Source organism: Micromonospora sp. NPDC000663 (genome assembly GCF_042898105.1).
GTDB lineage: Bacteria > Actinomycetota > Actinomycetes > Mycobacteriales > Micromonosporaceae > Micromonospora.
The window spans coordinates 93,737-113,341 of the sequence record NZ_JBIAYR010000010.1; the positions used below are offsets into that span (position 1 = coordinate 93,737).

Genomic DNA, 19,605 nt, shown 5'->3' on the forward strand with positions numbered 1-19,605 from the left:
GTTCCTGCCGGGCCGATGTTGACCCCTTGACGAGGGGCATCTGCCGCAGTCTAATTTGGTGTCCATATAGGGGAGGCCGACGTGCGGGAGAGTTCCGGTTCGCCGTCCCGACGTCCACGCGTCGGCTCGCGGCAGTTTGGATCCCGAACAAGGCCAACGACATTCGCTGCCCGATAAAGGCGGCAAAACTGCGCCCCCGCCCACTGGAGATCGACCCTTCGGAAGGAATCGGAGATGAGTATGAGTTTCTTGAGTCGGCGGGATTTACTGCGTCGAGTGGGAGGCACCTTTATTGCCGGCGCAGGCATCGCCTTGTTTCCGACCGGGTTCGCCTCGGCATCGCCCAAGACCGGCCTGACAGCAACCCCCGGCAGTACATCCGGCGGACCGGCGTATCCGGGAGACCCCGGTTTCGTCGCCAGGACGCCGGGGGAACTGGGTGCCGCTAAAGCCAGTTGGGAAACGCCGGAGTACGGCTACTACACCGGCCACAATCCTGCCAACCCTGGCACAGCGATCGACTCCCCGTGGCAGCTCGTCGCGGTAAACGCGTCCACCGCCTACGCCCTTGGGTACCGTGGGCAGGGCGTCGCGCTGGGCATGATGGATTCGGGCTACCGGCCTACCCACGAAGGATTCCAGACCGGGCTGATCGTTCCGGTGAGAGCGGAGGGGTTCTACGGAACGTCCGGCTTCGGGTACCGGAACTCAGTAACCCCGTCGAACCCGTTTACTGCGGGCCAGCGGTTCACTGTGGCCGGCGACCAGGCGCGCACGACTGACTACAGTCACGGGACCGGCATGCTTGGCGTCACCTCTGGCATTCGCGATGGAAAAGAGCAGCACGGCATCGCCTTTGGCTCGACGATGTATGTCGCCATGACCGGCGGTTCCGATACCCAGTCCCACGGCCCCTTCCACGATTACGTGTACTGGCGTACGGCCAATAAGGCCCTGGTTGACGCAGGCGCCCAGGTCATCAACAGCAGTTGGGGCTCTTATGTCCAGACTCTTGACAGGAGCCGCTTCGACGGCCTGGGTAACGACCTTGGGGCCAATGGCAACCTCGCCAACGCTTACCAACTGCGCGGCAAGGACAGCGCCAGCGCCACGGCCATGGCGATCATCATCCCCAACGAGCATCTGAAGGACCTGGAGTACCAGTACTTCCTCTTCAAGAAGAGCTATTCGGAAGACGGTATTCAATACAACCCGGACTACCCCGGACGCTCCTTCATGGATGCCATCTGGGACGCTATCAAGGATAGCGGCACCGTCAACGTGAGGTCGGCCGGCAACAACGACTGGAGCAACCCGTACTTCCGCCCGGCGTACCCCTTCTTCAATCCCGCGGCGGAGGCGCAGTGGGTATGCGTCGGCGGGGTGCAGCCTCCCACCGCGGCCGACCCCGAATACACGAAGCAATTCGGGTACAACGAGGCGGGGCTCGCCAAGTGGTGGACCGTGTCCACTCCGTCGAACAGTGTTCGGACCACGAACAGCGGTGGCGACACCAACTATTCGAACTCGAGCGGAACGTCTCCGGCGACGCCCGTTGCGACAGCGGTGATGGGGGTTCTGCTCTCCCGCTATCCGAACATGGACGCCAAGCAGGTCCGTGATCTGATGTTCACCACGGCGAACAACAAGATGTCCGACGGTGTGCGGTTCCTCGGCACGGGTCAGACCTCCCCCTCCGGGGCATCCATCGCCTGGACCGCTCCCGACGGGGTTCCGGACGCGCGCTGGGGCTGGGGCATCCCCGATCTGGACAAGGGCATGTATGGCCCCGGCCAGTTGCTGGGCCCCATGACCTACAACATGGACAAGGCGCCCCTGGACGTCTGGTCGAACGACATCAGCCAGGTCGCGATCAAGGAAAGGGAGCGGGAGGATCGGGAGTGGCTGGCGGCCTACAAGAAAAAGGGCATCGCCTTCGCCGGTGAATTCAGCCCCAACGTACTGAGCCCGGACGGCAAGCTCAGCGAAAACGCCTTCATGCTTCAGGGCATTCTGGCTGATCCTTACGTCCAGGCCATCACCAACGGCCACCCGGAACTGTACGACAAGATCAGCTATGAGGACGCCGCCAAGTGGCGTAAGGAATGGATGGACGCGCGCGCGGCCTTCATTCAGAACAACATCGACAACAACCTCTACACGGCGTCTTTGACCAAGCAGGGCTCCGGGATGCTGATCATGTCGGGCCACGCCACCTACGAGGGCGGCACGACTGTGGAAGGCGGCAAGCTTTCGATCGCCGGCTCGCACGCAAGCTCGGTCGCCGTCAAGGGCGGCACGCTCGGCGGCAGCGGTTTCGTGGGAGGCAGCATCCGCGTCAACAGCGGCGTGTTGCAGCCCGGCCTGTCGGCCGCGGAAGCGGCGTCCGCATTGTCCGTCAGTCTCACCGACGTTCCGCAGGGCAACGTCCTGAAGGTCGGCGGCGACGTGACCATCAGCCGAGCGGGTCGCCTCGCCATCACCATTTCCGGCGACCGCGACTACACGAGCGTGCGGGCCACGGGTGCCCTGGTGCTGGACGGCGAACTCACCCTGGACGTCCGCGCGCCCATCACCCCGGGCACGGTACTGAGGATCATGAGCGGGGCCTCGATCAAGGGCAACTTCCACTCCATGCCGGAACGGCGGGTCCTGAACGTGGGCGGCCACATGTTCCGGGTGTCCTACAAGGGCGGCGCCATGACGCTGACCGCCGAGCGGACGCTGCCGGGGGGACGGTCCGGCAACGCCTAGCCGCACGTGGCCTGGCCAGCCAGGCTCAGGTTCGCCTGAGCCTGGCTAACCAGGCCCTTGCCCGAGCAGAAATCACGACCCCGGTGGACGCGCTCGCGCAGCACGTCCAGGGCAGGGGCGCCGATCAGAGCACTGCCACCCGCCACAGGAATTCGCACGCTGAATCGTCCACGGTGGAGACCACTGATTGTCGAAGGGCGATCGACGCCCGCCGGAATCAGGCTGAGCCCGGAGACCTGGTTGGGCTGTCCTCGATCTGAGCGGGAGCGGCCTTGGATGCGCCGGTCGTTGGGACATACCGCTGCTGTGTCGCCCAGAGCGCGAGCAGGCGCAGGTTGTCGTGTGAGCTGCTGCCAGGATCCGTGGTGTAGATGAACAGCGTCTGGTCGTCGTCGCCGGGTAGTGCCAGCGCCTCGTATCGGATGGTCATCGGTCCCACGGCGGGGTGGACCATGTGCTTGGTGCCGTGGGTCCGCTCGTGCACCCGGTGGTTGTGCCACCACGTACGGAACTGCGGGCTCTTGATGGTCAGCTCGCCGACCAGTTCGTTGAGCTGCGGGTCGTCGGGGTTCCGACCGGCGTAGAGGCGCAGCGTGCCCACGACGTCAGCCGCCACGGTGGCCCAATCGGGGTAGACCTCGCGGGCGCCGGGGCCGAGGAGGACCCAGCGCGTGTAGTTGCGCTCGCGGGGTGGCAGTTGGGTCCAGTCGGTGAGGAGGGCACGGGCCAGCAGGTTCGACGCGAGGATGTCGGTACGGCGCCCGACGATGAAGGCCGGGTGGTCGACCATCGAGGCGATCATCTGGTGCATCGCCGGCCGGACCCGCTGCCCCGGCACCTGCCCGGCGCGGTGCCGGGCCGGCCGGGCCAGGTCGACAAGGTGAGCCCGGGCGGCCGCGTCGAGTTGAAAGACACGGCCCAACGCGTCGATGACCGCCTCCGACGGACTGCTGTGGCGACCCTGTTCGAGTCGGGTGTAGTAGTCGACGCTCACCCCGGCGAGCTGAGCCACCTCCTCCCGGCGCAGGCCGCGGACGCGTCGCCCCGGCAGGGGGAGGACTCCCACTGCCTCCGGCGTCGTGTCAGCCCGGCATTTCCGCAGGAAGCCGGCCAGTTCTGTGCGTCGCACCATGTCGCCAATGATGCCGCTCGCGGCGGGCCGCGCCCAGGGGCTGGGTGGGCATGTCGTTCCCAGGTACGGCTGGGCCTGGCCAGAGGTGTTCGGCTCGCCCGGCCGGCAGCAGCATGAAATGCGTTCCCGGCAGGGCGCAGCGCTGCCACTCCAGTCACAAGGAGAACACCGATGTCGTACCCCACCAACCGACCCGCCACCTGGTTCGTCACGGGCACCTCCCGGGGCCTCGGCCTGGAGTTGGTCAAGCAGCTCCTCGAGCGCGGTGACAACGTCGCGGCGACGACCAGGTCGGCCGAGCGTCTCGACGCGGCCCTGGGATCCGTGGACCGGGCCCGGCTGCTGCCACTTGAGTTGAACCTCGCGGACGAGCCGGCGGTCGCGGCGGCGATCCGCTCCACCACCGACCGTTTCGGCGCAATCGACGTGGTCGTGAACAACGCCGGCTACGGCTTCCTCGCCGCCATCGAGGAGGTCACCGACGCCGACGTCCGGCAGATGTTCGACGTGCAGATCTTTGGGCTCTGGAACGTTCTTCGTGCGGTGCTGCCGTCCCTGCGCACCCAGCGCAGCGGTCACATCATCAACATCTCCTCGATCCTCGGTCTGACCTCCTTCCCGGGCTGGGGTCTCTACTGCGCCGGGAAGTACGCCCTCGAAGGGCTGACCGAGTCACTGGCCGCGGAAGTCGGCGATTTCGGCGTGCAGGTCAACCTCGTGGAGCCCGGCTACATGCAGACCGATTTTCTGCGTACGCACTCCCTTGGCCTGCCGCCGACCACCGTGTCCGGCTACGAGTCGATCCGGGAGATGACCGAGGCGCACCTGGCGATGCCAGGCACCCAGCTCGGTGACCCCGTCCGAGCCGCAACCGCCATCATCAAGGTGGCGCTCTCGGGTAAGGCTCCTCTGCACCAACTGCTCGGCTCGGACTCCTACTCGCTGGCCAAGGCCCGGATCGATGCGCTTACCTCCGACGTGGAGGCGGGCCGCGAGCTGGCGTACACGACGGACATCCCGCAGCACAGCTGAGGGCTCTCCTGGGGGAACCGTCGGTCCCCGGACCATCCAGTCGATCGACCGGGTGCCAGTGGCTCCCAGCGGCAAGCCCGACAAGCGCGCCCTGTCGCAGCCCTGGGCGGGAACAGCTACGTGACGCGGTAGGCGGTGTAGCGCACCCGGTCGGCCTCGCGGATCGCCGACGCCACGAAGACGGACTGCTCCAGGACGGCCAGCGCGGGCACCGACGTCTCCAGTCGTACGCCCAGGCGGAAGTAGTACTCGGACGGGTCGACGGCGTCGCCGCGCAGCAACGCCTTGAGGACCTCCGCGCGGCCGCTGCGGACACCGAACGTACGCAGGTAGACGTGGCCGCCGTCGGCGGTACGCGCCGAGTAGCGCGTGTCGATCTCGATCGCGCCGTCGGGGCGGACCACCTGCCAGTCGGCGCCGCCGGGCAGGATGTCGGCCTCGAAGAGACCGGTGACCCGGCCGCCGACGACAGGCACCACGCGACGGTGACCGGCACGGGTCATCCCGTGGTCCTCCAGCGCGCCCAGCCGCACCTCCACCTCGAACGCGGCCTCCAGCCCGGGAATCGGCGGGGCAGTCACGGCGTCCCGACCGGCGGCTCGGCGCGTACTCATGGAGTGTCCTTGGCGTGCGCGAGGGCGTCGCGGAGGCGTTCCAGCGCGGGCACCGCGGCGGCGAGGGCCGCGCGGTCCGCCGCCGGCAGGGTCGCCGCGGCGCGGGCGACCAGGTCTCCGCTCGCGAGGTCGAAGCGGTCGAACAGGTCAAGGGCCTTCGCTGTGGCGAGGACGTCGACGTGGCGGTGGTTGCCGGGACGGGGGCGACGCTCGACGAGACCGTTGCCCTCCATCGCGGTGAGCAGGTTGCTGACCGTGGATCGGCTCAGGCGCAGCCGCTCGGCCAGCTCACCGGGGCCGGCCACGGTGCCCCGGGGCAGAGCCCGCACGATCTCGATCTGCGCGTCCGGGATCTCCGGCAGGTGCTCGGCGGCCCGGGCTGCGGCGAGCAGCGTGCGGCGCAGCGGTGAGATCACCGACGCCAGTCGCGCCGCGTCCAGGTCGGTCGGCTCGGGGCCGGTCACGGTAGGACGCCCGGGAAGGCCGTCGGCGTCAGGGAGGCCCGTTGGTTGAGGTCGGCGGGTAGGAAACCGGCCGCCTTCTTGTAGCCGGTGGCGATAGCGGTGAGCTCCTCCGGCGGGATGACGTCGTGGATGTGCGTGAACCCGTTCGGCGCGCGCTCGTGGGCGAGCACCATCACCTGTTCCGGGCCCTGCCGCCGGTTGCTCAGCACGAGCGCGGTGGTCGCGGGCCGCCGGTCCGCCTCGTAGGCGTCGAGCGCCGCCCGGACCGTCGGCGCGGTGGCGAGGTGGAAGGCGAGGGTACGTGCGTCCAGGATCGCCTGCGACGCCCCGTTGGAACCGTTCGGATACATCGGGTGGGCCGCGTCGCCGAGCAGCGTGGTGTTGCCGTGGGTCCACGTCTCGATCGGATCGCGGTCCACCATGGGGTACTCGAGGATCTCGTCGGCGGCGGCCAGCAGTTCCGGCACGTTGAGCCACGCGAAACGCCAGTCCGCGAAGAGCGAGACGACCGGCGCGGGGTCGACCGTCCGGTTCCAGTCCGCGTTGGGCCCGGCGAAACCGGGCCCGCGCCGCTCGGCGACGACGTTGATCAGGCCGGCGCCGATCGGGTACGCCACGAACTTCTGTTCCGCGTCCCCGGCCATGATCATGGTGCGCCCGTCCAGGAATCCGGGTGCCCGTGCCGTCCCCCGCCACAGTGTCAGCCCGTTCCACAGTGGCGCCCCCTCGCCGGGCCGATGGTGGCGGCGCAGCGCGGAGTGGATGCCGTCCGCTCCGACGATCAGGTCGCCAGCGACGCTTACCTCCCCCACCGCCGTCTCGAAGTGCGCGACGCCGTCGCGGACGCCGACGAGCCGGTGCCCGGTGCGCACCGCGTCCGCGCCCAGCCGTTCCCGCACCACGGCGAGCAGTTCCATCTGGAACCGGCCGCGGTGCACGGAAAGCTGCGGCCAGCGATATCCGGCGTCCAGTCCGCGTGGCTCGCTCCAGATCTGCTGACCGTAGCGGTTGTAGTAGGCAAGCGTGCCGGGTGCGGCGCCCAGCCTTTCCATGCGTTCCCCGAGACCCAATTCGGTCAGCTCACGGACGGCGTGCGGGAGTAGATTGATTCCGACGCCGAGTGGGCGCAGCGCGGCGGCGCGCTCGTAGACGGTGATCTCACGGAAGCCGGCCCGATGCAGGCTGAGCGCGGTGGTGAGGCCACCGATACCAGCGCCCACGATCACGATTGCCACGTCGTCGCCCTCTCCGCCCCGCGCCACCAACCGCACAGTTTGGTCACAAAATCGTCGGCCGTCAAGACGTGTTCTCATCGCCATCAGGCCACTCGGCCCGCTATGCGATTCACCCTTTCGGAATTCTTGACAATCAATCGCTGCTGCATGACGCTGATCGACGCGATCGGATGCTTACGGCACTCCGTCGACCCCACTCCTCAGGCTGCACAAGCGCTGCGCACGGAAGGGCCCGTCCATGAAGAAGGTCACTGCCCTCGCTGTTCTCGCCGGCGTCGTGATCGCCCTGACCGGCTGCACGGATTCCGACGCCACCGATCCGTCCCCCGGGGCGAGCGGCGACCTGCGGAAGGTCCGCGTGGCGGCGCTGCCGATCAGCGAGACCGCCGCGCTGTGGGGCGGCATCAAGGCGGGCATCTTCCGGGAGCAGGGGCTCGACGTGGAGGTGGTGCCCGCACAGGGCGGCGCCCAGGCCATCCCGGCCATGATCAACGGCGACATCGACTTCGCCATCGGTCAGCCGTTCGGCCCGTTCCGCGCCGATCTGCAGAACCTGGGCGTGGTGATCATCGGGAACTACGCGTCGTCCTACGCCGACGGCGACGACATCAACGCCGTGGTGGCGTCCGCGAAGTCGGGTATCACCCGGCCGGCCCAGCTCGCCGGACGCAAGGTGTCGGTGAACAGCCTGGGCGCCGCCGGCGATGTCACGATCATGGCAGCGGTCGAGAAGGATGGCGGCGATCCCACCAAGGTCCAGTTCGTCGAGGTGGCCTTCCCGGACGCGCCGGCCCAGCTCGCCGCCGGCAACATCGACGCCGCCTGGGTGACCGAGCCGTTCATCACCCAGATGCGCAAGCGCGGTGACGTTCTCGTGGTCGCTCCATACCAGGCCACCGTTCCCGGACTCACCACCCTGACCACGATCACGTCGAGCAAGCTGAAGGACTCCGACGCCACCCTGGTGGCGGACTTCTCGTCGGCGATGAAGAAGACGCTCACCTGGGCCAACGACCCGGCCAACCAGGCCGGCCTACGGCAGGCCATCAAGGACAACCTCGAACTGCCGGATGCGGTAGCGGACTCCGTCCGGCTCCCGGCGTTCGGGTGGGAAATCGACCGGGCCGGCCTGGAGCAACTGGCGACGCTCGCTCAGAAGTACCGCGTACTCGACCGGCAGCCCGACTTCGACCGTCTCGTCCAGCAGCAGTAGCTGACCGATGCGCAAGATCCTGCTGGGCGCCGTCGGCCTGCTGGGGTTCCTCGCCGTCTGGCAACTGCTCCCGGCTCTGGGGCTGGTCGACCGGCACGACCTGCCGTACGCCACCGACGTGTTCGCACGGCTGTTCCACGAGGTCCGCGACCTGGCGTTCTGGCGGCGGCTCCGGCTCACCATGACGTCGTGGGCGATCGGCCTGACGGTGGCGACGCTCGCCGCGGTCGGGTTGGGGACTGTGGTCGGGCTGGTGCCGTTCCTGCGTCGCGCCACGCACACGACAGTCGAGTTCCTGCGGCCGGTGCCGTCGGTCGCGCTGATCCCCCTCGCCGTGCTGATGTTCGGCCTGCAGATGCGCGCCGCACTCGTCATCATCGTCTACGCGGCGTTCTGGCAGGTGTTCGTGCAGGTGATCTACGGCGTCGCCGACGTCGACACGGTCGCCCGGGACACCGCGCGGAGCTTCGGCCTCACCCGCTACGAGCGGCTGCGGTATCTCGTCCTTCCGACCGCTCTGCCGTACATGATGACCGGCCTGCGCCTCGCCGCGGGGGTCGCGCTCATCCTGGCCGTCACCGCGGAGATGGTGATCGGTAACCCCGGCCTCGGACGCATGATCGAGCTGTCGCGCTCCGCCGGGGACGCCGTCGGCCTGTACGCCCTCGTCGTGGTCACCGGGCTCCTCGGCGTGGTGGTGAACGTCGTGTTCCGCTTCGCCGAACGCCGCTCGTTGGCCTGGCACCAGTCGGTGCTCGCGGACGAGGCAACCCGATGACCGCCCTCGGTGCGGGCAGGACCGCCCCTCGCGGCCTCGGCGTCCGGGTCGCCGAGGACGTCCTGTACGCGGTCGGGCTTCCCGTCCTGGCCGTGGGGCTCTGGGCCGTCTGGTCCACCCGGTCGGCCAACCGGTTCCTCGTCGGCCCCCGCCCGCTCCTCGACGCGTTCCGGCAGACCTGGATCGGCCCGGCGTTCGTCGACGACGTGCTGCCGAGCGTGTACCGGCTGCTGGCCGGCCTGTTCGCGTCGATCGTGCTCGGCGTCGCCGCCGGCGTCCTCATCGGCCGGTTCCGCCCGCTACGCGAGATCCTCGAACCGCTGCTGGAGTTCTTCCGCGCGATTCCGCCACCGGTGCTGATTCCGGTCGCGATGCTACTGCTCGGCATCACCGACACCATGAAGGTCGTCGTCATCGTGTCCGGCGCGATCTGGCCGATCCTGCTGAACACGATCGAGGGCGTCCGGGCGACCGACAGCGTGATGCTGGAGACCGCCGACTCGTACCGGATCTCCTGGTGGGAACGGGTGTGGCTGCTGATCCTCCCGGCGGCGAGTCCGCGCATCATGACCGGCGTACGGCAGGCACTCTCGGTGGCCCTGATCCTCATGGTCATCTCGGAGATGTTCGCGTCCTCGGCCGGCCTCGGCTACCGGATCGCCTACTTCCAACGCAACTACCTCATCGCTGAGATGTGGAGCGGCATCCTCCTGCTCGGCCTCATCGGCGTCCTCCTCGCCGTGGCCTTCGGCGTCGTCGAACGCCGCGTCCTGCGCTGGTACCACGGAATGAAGGAGGTCACCCGTGCCTGACGCAAGCCCGCTGCTGCGGGTCGAGCACCTGCGGAAGGTCTACGCCTCCGGCCGGGGCGAGGTCGAGGCGATCGGGGATCTCAGTTTCACCATGATGCCCGGCGAACTGCTGTGCGTCGTCGGCCCGTCGGGCTGCGGAAAGACCACCCTCCTGAAATGCCTCGCCGGACTGCTCCGGCCCACCAGCGGCCTCGTCGAGATGGACGGATCTGCGGTGACCGGCCCGAGCCCGGCGATGGCAGTGGTGTTCCAGGAGTACGGCCGCAGCCTCTATCCCTGGCTGACAGTCCGGGGCAATGTGGAGCTTCCCCTCCGACACAAGAAGCTCTCCCGCGCCGAACGCGACCGGAGGGTCACCGACGCCCTCGACGCGGTCGGACTGCCGCAGTCGGCACGCAGCCATCCGTGGCAGCTCTCCGGCGGGATGCAGCAACGGGTGGCCATCGCGCGCGCCATCGCGTACCGGCCCGAAGTGCTGATCATGGACGAGCCGTTCGCCGCGGTGGACGCGCAGACCCGCGCGGACCTGGAGGACCTCGTACGTGACCTGCACCTGAACCGCGGTATCTCCACTGTCTTCGTGACGCACGACATCGACGAGTCCGTGTATCTGGGTCAGCGCGTGCTCGTCCTGTCCCACTCGCCGACCCGAGTGCAGGAGGACCTCGTGATCGACCTTCCGCGGGAACGCGATCAGCTCACCACCCGGGCGCTGCCCCGGTTCACCGAGCTGCGGACCCACGTCTACGCGCAGATCCAGCGGGCCAAGGGTGCGCCGGCCTCGGCGCCCCACCCGGCACCGTGACGCGCCTCGCCGACCCCGGCAACGCCCCTAGCCGCCAGCACGCGACCGGGCCAGTGTGGTGGATGTTCGCCCAACCACCTGGCTGGTCACAGTCTCGCCAGCATCGTGCGCCCTCAACGACGCCGGCACACCGTGCCCGTCAGGCATCGATCCCAACCGTAGCGGCGACCCATGGACCCTGCGAACGGTCGCGCCATACTCACCAACCCGCACACACCGACGCCGACGCCAGCCGGCCGGCCGCCACCGCAGCCCCGCAGCGGCGAGGAGCGGAAGCGGCGCGGTAGCAGGTGTAATCCTGCGACTCCACGCTGGCGCAGATCGTCAAGCTACGCCTGGACGTGGGCCGGAGATTGGTGCCGGCAGGTCCCGACCACATCGCCGCACGGACCGCCGGTCCTCACCCGAGCCGACTCCGCGCTCATCGAGCCGCTCGTGAGGTAGTCACCCGAGCCCGCCCCGCCAGGCCGGCGTCGACCTCTCCGCCGACGCGATGGCAGGTTGCTTCACCTTCTGCGATCGACTTGTGCAGGCCAGGGTAGGCGGTGTCTTGAGAGGATCTTGGTGTCGGATGATGTAGCGCGTGGGTGCCGGTACGGGTCCTGGCAGTCGATCTACGCCCGTTTCCGCAGGTGGGCCCTCGACGGGACGTTCGAGAGGATGCTCGCCGGGGTCGAGGCCGAGGCGGACGCCGCTGGGGACATCGACTGGTTGGTGTCGGTCGACTCGACCATCGTGCGGGCCCACCAGCACGCGGCTGGCGCAAACAAGACTCACCTCGCCTTGCGACGGCCTGGGGCGGACCCTGGCGTTTGTGCTGTCTGGCGGCAACGTCAATGACTGCACCCGCTTCACCCAGGTCATGGCCGCCATCCGAGTCCAGCGGTCTGGATCCGGCCGTCCTCGGGTCCGGCCCGGATCACGTCATCGCCGACAAGGGTTACAGCTCCAAGGCCATTCGGGCCGGCCTGCGCCGACGCGGCATCGGACACACCATCCCCGAACGCGCCGACCAGCGGGCCAACCGGTACCGACGAGGCAGCCGAGGCGGCCGGCCACCAGTGTTCGACAAGCAGCTCTACAAACGGCGCAACGTCGTCGAACGCTGCTTCAACCGCCTCACGCAGTGCCGCAGCGTCGCCACCCGCTACGACAAGACCGCGACCTCGTACCAGGCCACCGTCGCCATCGCCGCGCTACTCCAATGGCTGTGAACCTCTGAAGACACGGCCTAGCGCCATGCCGAGTCGGAAGACCGCCGCCGTGTTCGGCCTACGGGCCTGTCGGGTGGTGACCATCGCCCCGGCGAGGTAGCCGTGACCGTTTGCGGTGGTCCATCATGCCGGCGGGGGTCAGGCTCCACTGCAACTGCTCGGTCATGGCGGGCAGCACCAACCCGTAAGAGAAGCGGCCGAGCCCGAGCGCCGTCGCGGTGCCCAGCGCCATCCGAGCGGACCCCCCACCGGTACTCGCTCACCGCGGTTCCCGCAGTCGCCGGTCGAGGAAGTCCACCACGGTACGCGCCAGCGCGACCCGGTGGTCCGACAACGCGTGGTCGGTAGGGAAGATGCACTGCTCCAGCATCGGTACCGGATAAGCCTGATATGCCTCGACCACCGGCTGGTGGTGCAGCGCGGCCGGTGTGATGCTGTCTCGGCTGGTGCCGACCAGCAGCACCGGGCGATCCGCCAGGCGTGGCGCGAGCCGGGCCAGACTCCACTCCGCCCCGGCGGCTTCCATCTCGGCGACGAGCGCCTCGCCGCTGGTTCCTTGCAGCGGCAGTAGTTCGCCGTCGAACGCCTCGACGTATGCCGAACGCACCGCCGGATCGGCGTGGCTGGCCGCCGCCGCCGTCGCGAAGTCGAAGCCAGCGACCGAGACGACCGCGCTGATCGTGAGGTCCGCTGCGGTGGTCATCAGTGCGGCGAACCCGCCGAGGCTGTGGCCGACCACAGCCAAACGTCGCGGGTCAAGCCGGTGGGCCCCCGACATGGTCTCCTCGCGCATCGTGGCGACCACATGTGCCGCGTCGTCGAGCACGTGTCGCCACGACCAGCGACCAGCCACTCCCCACGAGCCTCTATAGTGGAACACCAGCGCGGCGTAGCCGGCTCGACGTAGCGCCTGGGCAAGGTCGAAGTTGCGTTCGGAGCCGGGGAAGCCGTGCAGCAACACCACGACCGGATGCGGGCCGGGGCCAGCCGGGACATGCAGAACACCCAGCAGCGTCTTCCCGCCGCTGGTAAACGTCACCGATGGTGTGCTCGCCGCCGGCGTGAGGCTCGCCGGAGGATCGGTGGTCAAGAAATCAAGCTCCATGATCCCTCCGAATCGAACCGATCGGTTCGATCCAGCACGATAGCAGGAGCACCGAACCAAGCGGTACGATCTCTGCCATGCCGGTTGCCAAGGGTGCGACGCTCGATCCCGCGCAGACCCGCGCGCGGCCATCCTGGACGCGGCCACTCCCCTGCTCTACCGACGCGGCCTCGACGGCGTCGGGGGCGCCGAACTGCGTACGACCATCGGCGTGTCCAAGGAGACGCTCTACCTGCACCTCGGCTCCATCGGCCGCCGCAACAGCCCAGTGTCGGCCATGCTCGCCTCGTGCTGGGCAGGCGCCGCAGCGATGTGTCCATCAGCGACCGCTCGCCTATAGAGGCACCGCCAACGAGACCGCCACCGTGTTGACCACCACCCTCATCAGCGGATGAGCGGACATGAGCGCGATCACCTTGAGAGCTCGTCGAGCGTTGCTTCCGCGTCTCTCGCGGTGCCAGCCAAAGTGCTGACCATCACCGCATAGTCGGCATCGGGCTCACCCTTGCCGAGCTGCGCGGCTTCGCCTCTCGGGTCGCCCACTAGCTGTTGCGGGACACGAGGTTGTTGACGCCGGGGAGCAGCTGTTCACTTCGTCGTGGCGAAGGCTGGAAGATCGTGGCGCTTCTCGTCGTTGGCTGCAGGTATGAAGATCAGCGAAGCGTCCAGAGCTCGCGGTGTGAGTGCGCGATCGTTGCGGCACTACGAGGATGAGGGCTTGATCGTTCCCCGGCCGTTTCAGCAATGGGTTCCGCGACTATTGCCAGTCCACGATTGATCAGGTGCTCGTCATCCGCTCGCTGCTGGAGTCCGGGCTGCCCGTCCGGTTGATCAGGGAAGTCCTGCCCGGCCACACTGACGGCTCCGATGCTGGCACCGACGCCGTGTGCGTGGATTTCCTGCACGAGGTTCAGAGCTATCAGGATCGGCTCAGTGCTCGCATCGCCGTTCTGAGCGGCCAGCAGGCGGCACTCGACGCCTACCTGCGAGAGGCCCGCCGTGCTGATCCCTGACCGGCGCTTGACCTTGACGTAAGTGTCAGATACCTACGCTGGGTGCATGGAGATCAACGAGCAGCGGCACACGGCGGAGCAGACAGTAGGAGCGCTGGTCCAGCAGTCGCACCGGGGGCCGAAGGATCTGACCCTCACGACCGATCATCCCCGCCCCACCCCGGGGCCTGGCGAGTACCTGATCCGCGTGGGCGCCGCCGGGGTCAACTTCGCTGACGTCATGCAGTCGCACGGACGCTATGGCGGAGGCCCGCAGGCGCCCTACGTGGCGGGCTTCGAGGCCGCGGGCGAGATTGTGGGTGTCGGCCCGGACGTCGAGAGTCCGCTCCAGCTGGGCACCCACGTCGTCGGAGCCGGTCCGGGCGCCTTCGCGCAGTACATGACGATGCCGGCGGCGGGTGTACTTCCGGTGCCGTCCGGCTGGAGCGACGCCGAAGCCCTCGGTCTGGTGCTGAACTGGGCCACCGCCTTGGCGGCACTGAAGCCGTTGGGGGAGATCAAGGCGGGCGAAGTGGTGCTCGTTCATGCCGCGGCCGGAGGCGTGGGCCAGGCCGCCGTTCGCCTCGCCCGCCACTACGGTGCGCGCGTGCTCGCCACGGCGTCACCTGCGAAGCACGACACCGTCAATAGCCTCGGCGCCGACGATGTCCTGGACAGCCGACGCCCCGATCTAGCTGAAAAGATCACCCGCCGAACCGGCGGTGTCGATCTGGTCCTGGAGTCGGTGGGACAGGCCACATTCAAGGTCAGCCTGTCGGTCACCAAACCCTTCACCGGGCGCGTTGTCGTATTCGGTGCCGCTTCCGGCGACGCCACCCTGACCACCCACGATCTGGTCTTCACCCACCAGGTCCAAGTCAAAGGTCTGCACATCGGTGCGATGGTGACCGCAGCCCCATCCCTCTACCAGTCGGTGCTTGTCGAGATCAAGGCGCTCATCGCTCATGGCGTGTACCCGCCCGGTACCCCTCACGTGCATCCCCTGGCCGAGGGAGCGACAGTGCTGCAGCAACTCGAAGCGGGCCAAACCCGGGGCGAGCTGGCCCTCGATCCCTGGCGCTAGGAACGCCTGTGCTCCACCGCAACGCTCCGCTTTCTTCCGAGGGGCGGCTGCGACTCGTGCAGCGTTGCCAGCAACGCCGGATCGCCCACGTAACGGCCGAGGTGGCGTTCCCCGTGCCTGTGCCTCGAAATGGGTCGACCACTACCGCCAGCACGGTGAACTCGGCACCGCCGGCTACCAAATCGTCGAGGGCGGACCCAAGACGCCGGCCGGTTGCGGACGGTCGCCCTCGACAAGCAGCGTGGAGATCCTCCGTGTCCACCGCCGCTACGAGCAGTACCGGCGAGCCAAGGCGGCAGAGAACGGCACGTCATGGCGACACGGGGTACGTGTTCAACCACTCAGACAGCAAGCCGATCAATCCGAACTACGCCACCACTTCAGCATCGTCGTCACCGCTAACACCTACACAGCGTCCTGCCGCAGATCCAACGCCGCTGCGTCGACGCCACCGGCCAACTGGTCCTCAACGCCACACCCGCACCCGCACCCGCACCCGCAAGAAGATCAAGACCAAGGCCCGTAAGAACCGGCCGAACCGCGGCCCCAAAGCCGGCACTCCGGCGCGACAAGCCGAAAACAGATGCTCCGGCTCCGGTACAGCGCAAGGAAGCCCTAAGCCGCAGGTCACGACCCAGCAGACCGCGAGAACGGCACGTCGTGGCAGACAAGAAGAGCGCTGTCCGTGGGCTCGTAGTTACAACATTGAGATCGGCAAGATCTCACCGGTCGTTCGGCAGGTTGGGTGGTCACGACGAGGCGGGACTGGCCGGGAGGTTGCCTCTGACCAGAGCACGGCGCTACGTCAGCGGGCGGCCCGGCTCGGCCGGTCGGCGGGCAGCAGTGCGAGGGCCGCCTGCTTCGCGTGGTGGCCAGCACCGGTCCGGTCGTGGTGCGCAGCGATCAGGGTTGCGCCCTCGACCAACAGGAGCAATTGTCGCCCGAGAGCGTCGGGATCGGTTGCGCCGGCGCGCTCAGCGATCGCGGTCAGTAGGCCGAGGCGGCGGTCCAGATGGCGGGCGGTGACGGTCTGTACCGCCTCGACCTGGTGTTGAGCGGCGGCGTTCTGCATTGCGCAGCCACGGAAGGCGGGTTCCTCGTACCACCGTTGAAGTTCGTCGAAGACGGCGGCGAGCTGCTCGCGGGGATCGTCTCCGGCCGCGGCTGCGGCCCCGGCGACCCAGGCCGTCACCCGCTCGCTGCGGGCCTCCAACACCGCCTGGATGAGACCGTCCTTGGTGCCGAAGTATCGGTAGAGGGTCTCCTTCGACACGCCGATCCGGGCGCACAGTTCGGCGACACCGATGCCGTCGAGGCCCCGCTCGTACAGCAGTGGGGCGGCGGCGTCCATGATGCCGGCGCGGGTGCGCTCCGGGTCGATCGTCGAACCCTTGGGAACTGGCATAGCAGAGATGGTACCGGCCGGTTCTTTCTGCTGCTAGCATCGCCGAGTTCGTACCGATCGGTTCGATGATGTGGAGTGCTCATGACGTCGACCGCGCCCGCGGGCGTGTGGCGCGCCGCGCGGCTGGCCTTGGGCACCGCCGCCGCGCTCGGCTTGGCACGCTTCGCCTACGGGATGCTGCTGCCGGCTATGCGCGACGACCTGAACTGGACGCTGGCCGCTGCCGGCGGAATGGGGACAGCGAACGGTCTCGGCTACCTGCTGGGTGCGCTTTTGGCAAACGGGCTGGTACCCCGATTCGGTGCTGCCACCGCGTTCCGCGCTGCCATGGTGCTGACCGCCGCGTCGCTGGTGGCGACTGCGGTCAGCGGCGATTACCTTGTGCTGTTGGCTCTCCGAACGCTGTCCGGCGCGGCCGGAGCGGTGGTATTCGTCGCAGGCAGCGTGATCGCGTCCCGCCTCGCCGCAGACGCCGCCTCGGCTACTCCCCTCACCGTCTACTTCGCCGGAGCTGGGCTGGGGATCGTGGTCAGTGGCCTGGCCGTACCCCTGCTCGGCGCGCACTGGCGGCTCGCCTGGGTGGCTCTGGGTACTGCCGCCGCCGTAGCGGCCGGAGTGAGCTGGACCGCGGTCAACTCCGACGGGGCCAGGCATCCCGAGGTCGGCCGCGCCCGGCTCCGGCCACTCCTGCCCGCGGCCCTTGCTTACCTGCTGTTCGCCGCCGGCTACATCACCTACATCACCTTCCTCTCCGCCTATTTGGTCGAACAGCACAGCTCCGCGTTGCACGTGATCCTCATCTGGACGGTGCTCGGAACGGCAGTGGCGGCGGCGCCCGCCGTCTGGACTCGCCCGATTGCCAGGTGGCCCGGCACCCGCGCCCTGGCCGTACTGCTCGCCGTCCTGAGCGGCGGAGCGGCACTGGCGCTGACGTCATCCGCGACACCGGTCGTCCTGGCCTCCGCGCTCATCTACGGGGGGACCTTCATGGGCGTGCCGGCCGCGATCACCGCCCTCATCAAGGCTCACACTCCGACCGCCGACTGGACCGCCACGCTCGCCGTCTTCACCGCCGTGTTCGCCGCCGGTCAGACCGCCGGTCCGTGGCTCGCCGGTTTGGTCGCCGACCACACCTCCACCGCAGCCACACTCGGGTGGACCGCTGTCCTGTGCGCCGCCGCAGCGCTGAGCGCCCTCCTCGGACGACTCACCATTTGGGACACCATCCTCAGAACCAACCGAAGTAGCAAGCCCGATGTCAAACTTCCTACTCGCCCCAGGGATGTGCCACGGTGGCTGGTGCTTCGAGCACGTCAGCCAGCGGCTGCGCGACCTGGGACACACCGTCCACCCGCTGACGTTAACCGGCGTGAGTGAATGCAGCCACCTGCTGCACGGCACGGTCAACCTCGACACGCACATCCAGGACGTGGTCGCCCTCCTCGAAGGCGAAAACCTACGCGACACCGTACTGGTGGGGCACAGCTACGGCGGGATGGTCATCACCGGCGCCGCCGACCGGGCACCTGACCGGATCGACTCGGCTGGTCTACCTGGACGCCGTAGTTCCCGCCGACGGCGACTCCTGCTGGTCACTGGTGTCCGACCAGGAGCGGAAATGGTATCTGGAGGTGGACGAGACGGGCTGCGCGTCCCGATGACTGCCGTTCTTCGATGCCCGGGCGACGCCGCACCCGATCGCCTCGGTGCTCCAGCCACTCCGACTCGCCGGCGACCCGGGACAAGTCCGCCGCCGGGACTACGTCTACGCCGCCGGGTGGGCCGACCAGTCCCCGTTCACCACGATCTACCAGAAGCTCAGCGCGGAGCCAGGCTGGACCACCCATGCTCTCGCCAGCGGACACAACCTCATGCGTGACACGCCGGAGGAGCTGACGAAGATCTTGGTCGACGTTGCCGCGTCCCGCTGAGCACGCATCCGACGGCCCACTCCGGGGAAGGTCGGCACCGATCCTCCCGCCCGGAGTGGGCCCCGGGTCCCACCCTGGCGTAGGACACGGAGGCCCTCACGGAGGGTCACCGCGTAGGGCTCTCCCGGGGCCTTTTACAACTGTGCGGTCCGGGAGGAGCTGATCCCCGAGGGGCGGGCGATGCCGTCGTCGGTCGGCGGTAGGTAGATGTCGATCACGACTGACGCTGTTGTCCAGAGCGGTGACGGCGTGCCGAACGGGCTCATCCTGCTCGTGGACCCCCGCCGTCCGGCAAGTCCTCCTTCGCCCGTGGGTGGGTTGAGCGCGATGGGATCGTCTCCTGTGGCGTCATGCCCCGGTTCGCCGTCGGCATGCTGCTGGCTCGCAAGCTCGTCGCCGCCGACAACCCCCACGACGCGATCTTCGCCTCCCGACGGGCACCTGACTGTCGGCCAACAACGTCCGCCGCCAGTGGCGTGAGGCTCGCGCCGACACCGACCTCGCCTCGGTCACCCCCCACACCTTCCGCAAGACCGTCGCCACCCTCATCAAGGAAGAGACCGACACGAAAAGCGCCGCAGCACAGCTGGGACACTCCAGCGAGGAAGTCACCGCCACGTACTACATCGCCAAGCCCGCCCAAGCCCCGGACGTCTCGGACATCCTCGAACGCCTCGGCACCGAAAGGCGACGCCTCACGGCCGTGTTGCCCAACGATGCGCAGGGATGACGAACCTGGTTCCCGACCCGGTAAATGGGGGGTTTTCGGGGGGTGGTTCAAACCCCATAGATAAACTTAAAGCCCTGACGAGCGTTTCCGCTGGTCCGGGCTTTAGTCTATCGGGACGGCCGGATTCGAACCGACGACCCCTTGTTACCGTGCGTAGCCATCTTGCCTTGTCGTTGACTATCAGAAGTAGGCGTTGAACTGGACAGACGCGGTCAGGCGATGGCCGCCAATTGTCACTGGTTGTCAACCATACGCGGGGGTTTTCGGGGGGTAAACGGGGGCTACAGGAGCGTCGCCAGTCCACC

General features: G+C 68.2%; 20 protein-coding genes and 1 pseudogene. 14 read left to right on the forward strand and 7 right to left on the reverse strand.

The window, feature by feature from the left end; translation table 11 throughout:
• Positions 1-234 precede the first annotated feature (234 nt).
• Positions 235-2,754, forward strand: a complete 2,520-nt coding sequence (locus ACFY1S_RS25570) for a S8 family serine peptidase (protein ID WP_387122852.1) — start codon at positions 235-237, stop codon at positions 2,752-2,754.
• Between the two features lie 217 nt (positions 2,755-2,971).
• On the opposite strand, the gene ACFY1S_RS25575 is transcribed toward ACFY1S_RS25570, so the two are convergent.
• On the reverse strand, positions 2,972-3,886 hold the full coding sequence (locus tag ACFY1S_RS25575; protein ID WP_387122854.1) for a helix-turn-helix transcriptional regulator: 915 nt from the start codon (positions 3,884-3,886) through the stop codon (positions 2,972-2,974).
• 171 nt (positions 3,887-4,057) lie between these two features.
• Here ACFY1S_RS25575 and ACFY1S_RS25580 point away from each other — a divergent pair, with 171 nt between their 5' ends.
• Positions 4,058-4,918: an SDR family NAD(P)-dependent oxidoreductase gene (locus ACFY1S_RS25580; protein WP_387122857.1), complete on the forward strand. Its 861-nt coding sequence runs from the start codon at positions 4,058-4,060 to the stop codon at positions 4,916-4,918.
• Positions 4,919-5,034: 116 nt separating this feature from the next.
• Here ACFY1S_RS25580 and ACFY1S_RS25585 read toward each other — a convergent pair whose 3' ends face one another.
• Genes ACFY1S_RS25585 through ACFY1S_RS25595 form a run of 3 tightly spaced genes read right to left on the reverse strand, consistent with a single transcriptional unit; the run spans position 5,035 to position 7,231 of the window.
• Positions 5,035-5,532: a DUF3237 family protein gene (locus ACFY1S_RS25585; RefSeq protein WP_387122860.1), complete on the reverse strand. Its 498-nt coding sequence runs from the start codon at positions 5,530-5,532 to the stop codon at positions 5,035-5,037.
• Positions 5,529-5,996 carry a MarR family winged helix-turn-helix transcriptional regulator gene (locus tag ACFY1S_RS25590; protein ID WP_387122863.1) on the reverse strand — a complete coding sequence of 156 codons (468 nt, stop codon included), beginning with the start codon at positions 5,994-5,996 and terminating at the stop codon, positions 5,529-5,531. The genes ACFY1S_RS25585 and ACFY1S_RS25590 overlap by 4 nt, the downstream gene beginning before the upstream one ends.
• Positions 5,993-7,231: a flavin-dependent oxidoreductase gene (locus tag ACFY1S_RS25595; RefSeq protein WP_387122865.1), complete on the reverse strand. Its 1,239-nt coding sequence runs from the start codon at positions 7,229-7,231 to the stop codon at positions 5,993-5,995. The genes ACFY1S_RS25590 and ACFY1S_RS25595 overlap by 4 nt, the downstream gene beginning before the upstream one ends.
• 238 nt (positions 7,232-7,469) lie before the next feature.
• Here ACFY1S_RS25595 and ACFY1S_RS25600 point away from each other — a divergent pair, with 238 nt between their 5' ends.
• The 5 genes from ACFY1S_RS25600 (at position 7,470) to ACFY1S_RS25620 (ending at position 12,053) form a co-directional block, all read left to right on the forward strand.
• Positions 7,470-8,444 carry an ABC transporter substrate-binding protein gene (locus tag ACFY1S_RS25600; RefSeq protein WP_387122868.1) on the forward strand — a complete coding sequence of 325 codons (975 nt, stop codon included), beginning with the start codon at positions 7,470-7,472 and terminating at the stop codon, positions 8,442-8,444.
• 7 nt (positions 8,445-8,451) lie between these two features.
• A complete protein-coding gene (locus tag ACFY1S_RS25605; protein ID WP_387122871.1) occupies positions 8,452-9,222 on the forward strand; it encodes an ABC transporter permease in 771 nt (256 codons plus the stop codon).
• Positions 9,219-10,034, forward strand: coding sequence for an ABC transporter permease (locus tag ACFY1S_RS25610; RefSeq protein ID WP_387122874.1), 816 nt, complete (start codon positions 9,219-9,221; stop codon positions 10,032-10,034). Before ACFY1S_RS25605 ends, ACFY1S_RS25610 begins: the two co-directional genes overlap by 4 nt.
• Positions 10,027-10,839 carry an ABC transporter ATP-binding protein gene (locus ACFY1S_RS25615; RefSeq protein ID WP_387122877.1) on the forward strand — a complete coding sequence of 271 codons (813 nt, stop codon included), beginning with the start codon at positions 10,027-10,029 and terminating at the stop codon, positions 10,837-10,839. Before ACFY1S_RS25610 ends, ACFY1S_RS25615 begins: the two co-directional genes overlap by 8 nt.
• Before the next feature lie 836 nt (positions 10,840-11,675).
• Positions 11,676-12,053: a transposase gene (locus tag ACFY1S_RS25620; RefSeq protein WP_387122880.1), complete on the forward strand. Its 378-nt coding sequence runs from the start codon at positions 11,676-11,678 to the stop codon at positions 12,051-12,053.
• 58 nt (positions 12,054-12,111) lie between these two features.
• Here the strand turns inward: ACFY1S_RS25620 and ACFY1S_RS25625 are convergent, their stop codons facing one another.
• Positions 12,112-12,285 (reverse strand): YbfB/YjiJ family MFS transporter, encoded by a 174-nt coding sequence (locus tag ACFY1S_RS25625; protein WP_387122883.1) that lies wholly within the window; start codon positions 12,283-12,285, stop codon positions 12,112-12,114.
• Positions 12,286-12,312: 27 nt separating this feature from the next.
• Positions 12,313-13,158 (reverse strand): alpha/beta hydrolase family protein, encoded by an 846-nt coding sequence (locus tag ACFY1S_RS25630; protein ID WP_387122886.1) that lies wholly within the window; start codon positions 13,156-13,158, stop codon positions 12,313-12,315.
• A gap of 151 nt (positions 13,159-13,309) precedes the next feature.
• On the opposite strand from ACFY1S_RS25630, the gene ACFY1S_RS25635 reads away from it, so the two are divergent.
• The 4 genes from ACFY1S_RS25635 to ACFY1S_RS25650 all read left to right on the forward strand — a co-directional run bounded on the left by ACFY1S_RS25635 (position 13,310) and on the right by ACFY1S_RS25650 (position 15,234).
• The gene (locus ACFY1S_RS25635) at positions 13,310-13,498 is read left to right on the forward strand and encodes a hypothetical protein (protein WP_387122977.1); all 189 of its coding nucleotides are present in this window, start codon (positions 13,310-13,312) and stop codon (positions 13,496-13,498) included.
• A gap of 306 nt (positions 13,499-13,804) precedes the next feature.
• Positions 13,805-13,936: a MerR family DNA-binding transcriptional regulator gene (locus ACFY1S_RS25640; RefSeq protein WP_387122889.1), complete on the forward strand. Its 132-nt coding sequence runs from the start codon at positions 13,805-13,807 to the stop codon at positions 13,934-13,936.
• 4 nt (positions 13,937-13,940) lie between these two features.
• On the forward strand, positions 13,941-14,171 hold the full coding sequence (locus tag ACFY1S_RS25645; protein WP_387122892.1) for a hypothetical protein: 231 nt from the start codon (positions 13,941-13,943) through the stop codon (positions 14,169-14,171).
• Between the two features lie 46 nt (positions 14,172-14,217).
• A complete protein-coding gene (locus tag ACFY1S_RS25650) occupies positions 14,218-15,234 on the forward strand; it encodes an NADPH:quinone oxidoreductase family protein (protein ID WP_387122895.1) in 1,017 nt (338 codons plus the stop codon).
• A gap of 805 nt (positions 15,235-16,039) precedes the next feature.
• Here ACFY1S_RS25650 and ACFY1S_RS25655 read toward each other — a convergent pair.
• A complete protein-coding gene (locus tag ACFY1S_RS25655) occupies positions 16,040-16,639 on the reverse strand; it encodes a TetR/AcrR family transcriptional regulator (RefSeq protein WP_387122898.1) in 600 nt (199 codons plus the stop codon).
• A gap of 81 nt (positions 16,640-16,720) precedes the next feature.
• Between ACFY1S_RS25655 and ACFY1S_RS25660 the strand changes: the two genes are divergently transcribed.
• The 3 genes and pseudogenes from ACFY1S_RS25660 to ACFY1S_RS25670 all read left to right on the forward strand — a co-directional run.
• Positions 16,721-18,016 carry a YbfB/YjiJ family MFS transporter gene (locus tag ACFY1S_RS25660; protein ID WP_387122900.1) on the forward strand — a complete coding sequence of 432 codons (1,296 nt, stop codon included), beginning with the start codon at positions 16,721-16,723 and terminating at the stop codon, positions 18,014-18,016.
• The gene (locus ACFY1S_RS25665; RefSeq protein ID WP_387122903.1) at positions 17,922-18,518 is read left to right on the forward strand and encodes an alpha/beta fold hydrolase; all 597 of its coding nucleotides are present in this window, start codon (positions 17,922-17,924) and stop codon (positions 18,516-18,518) included. Before ACFY1S_RS25660 ends, ACFY1S_RS25665 begins: the two co-directional genes overlap by 95 nt.
• A 402-nt stretch (positions 18,519-18,920) precedes the next feature.
• Positions 18,921-19,300: pseudogene (locus ACFY1S_RS25670) on the forward strand (tyrosine-type recombinase/integrase); the annotation flags it as partial.
• Positions 19,301-19,605 lie beyond the last annotated feature (305 nt).

Coding starts and splice junctions, on each gene's coding strand:
- ACFY1S_RS25570 (WP_387122852.1), top strand. CDS start 235: ATGAGTATGAGTTTCTTGAGTCGGCGGGATTTACTGCGTCGAGTGGGA.
- ACFY1S_RS25620 (WP_387122880.1), top strand. CDS start 11,676: ATGACTGCACCCGCTTCACCCAGGTCATGGCCGCCATCCGAGTCCAGC.
- ACFY1S_RS25575 (WP_387122854.1), bottom strand. CDS start 3,886: ATGGTGCGACGCACAGAACTGGCCGGCTTCCTGCGGAAATGCCGGGCT.
- ACFY1S_RS25655 (WP_387122898.1), bottom strand. CDS start 16,639: ATGCCAGTTCCCAAGGGTTCGACGATCGACCCGGAGCGCACCCGCGCC.
- ACFY1S_RS25580 (WP_387122857.1), top strand. CDS start 4,058: ATGTCGTACCCCACCAACCGACCCGCCACCTGGTTCGTCACGGGCACC.
- ACFY1S_RS25625 (WP_387122883.1), bottom strand. CDS start 12,285: ATGGCGCTGGGCACCGCGACGGCGCTCGGGCTCGGCCGCTTCTCTTAC.
- ACFY1S_RS25605 (WP_387122871.1), top strand. CDS start 8,452: ATGCGCAAGATCCTGCTGGGCGCCGTCGGCCTGCTGGGGTTCCTCGCC.
- ACFY1S_RS25665 (WP_387122903.1), top strand. CDS start 17,922: ATGTGCCACGGTGGCTGGTGCTTCGAGCACGTCAGCCAGCGGCTGCGC.
- ACFY1S_RS25630 (WP_387122886.1), bottom strand. CDS start 13,158: ATGGAGCTTGATTTCTTGACCACCGATCCTCCGGCGAGCCTCACGCCG.
- ACFY1S_RS25660 (WP_387122900.1), top strand. CDS start 16,721: ATGACGTCGACCGCGCCCGCGGGCGTGTGGCGCGCCGCGCGGCTGGCC.
- ACFY1S_RS25585 (WP_387122860.1), bottom strand. CDS start 5,532: ATGAGTACGCGCCGAGCCGCCGGTCGGGACGCCGTGACTGCCCCGCCG.
- ACFY1S_RS25610 (WP_387122874.1), top strand. CDS start 9,219: ATGACCGCCCTCGGTGCGGGCAGGACCGCCCCTCGCGGCCTCGGCGTC.
- ACFY1S_RS25600 (WP_387122868.1), top strand. CDS start 7,470: ATGAAGAAGGTCACTGCCCTCGCTGTTCTCGCCGGCGTCGTGATCGCC.
- ACFY1S_RS25650 (WP_387122895.1), top strand. CDS start 14,218: ATGGAGATCAACGAGCAGCGGCACACGGCGGAGCAGACAGTAGGAGCG.
- ACFY1S_RS25640 (WP_387122889.1), top strand. CDS start 13,805: ATGAAGATCAGCGAAGCGTCCAGAGCTCGCGGTGTGAGTGCGCGATCG.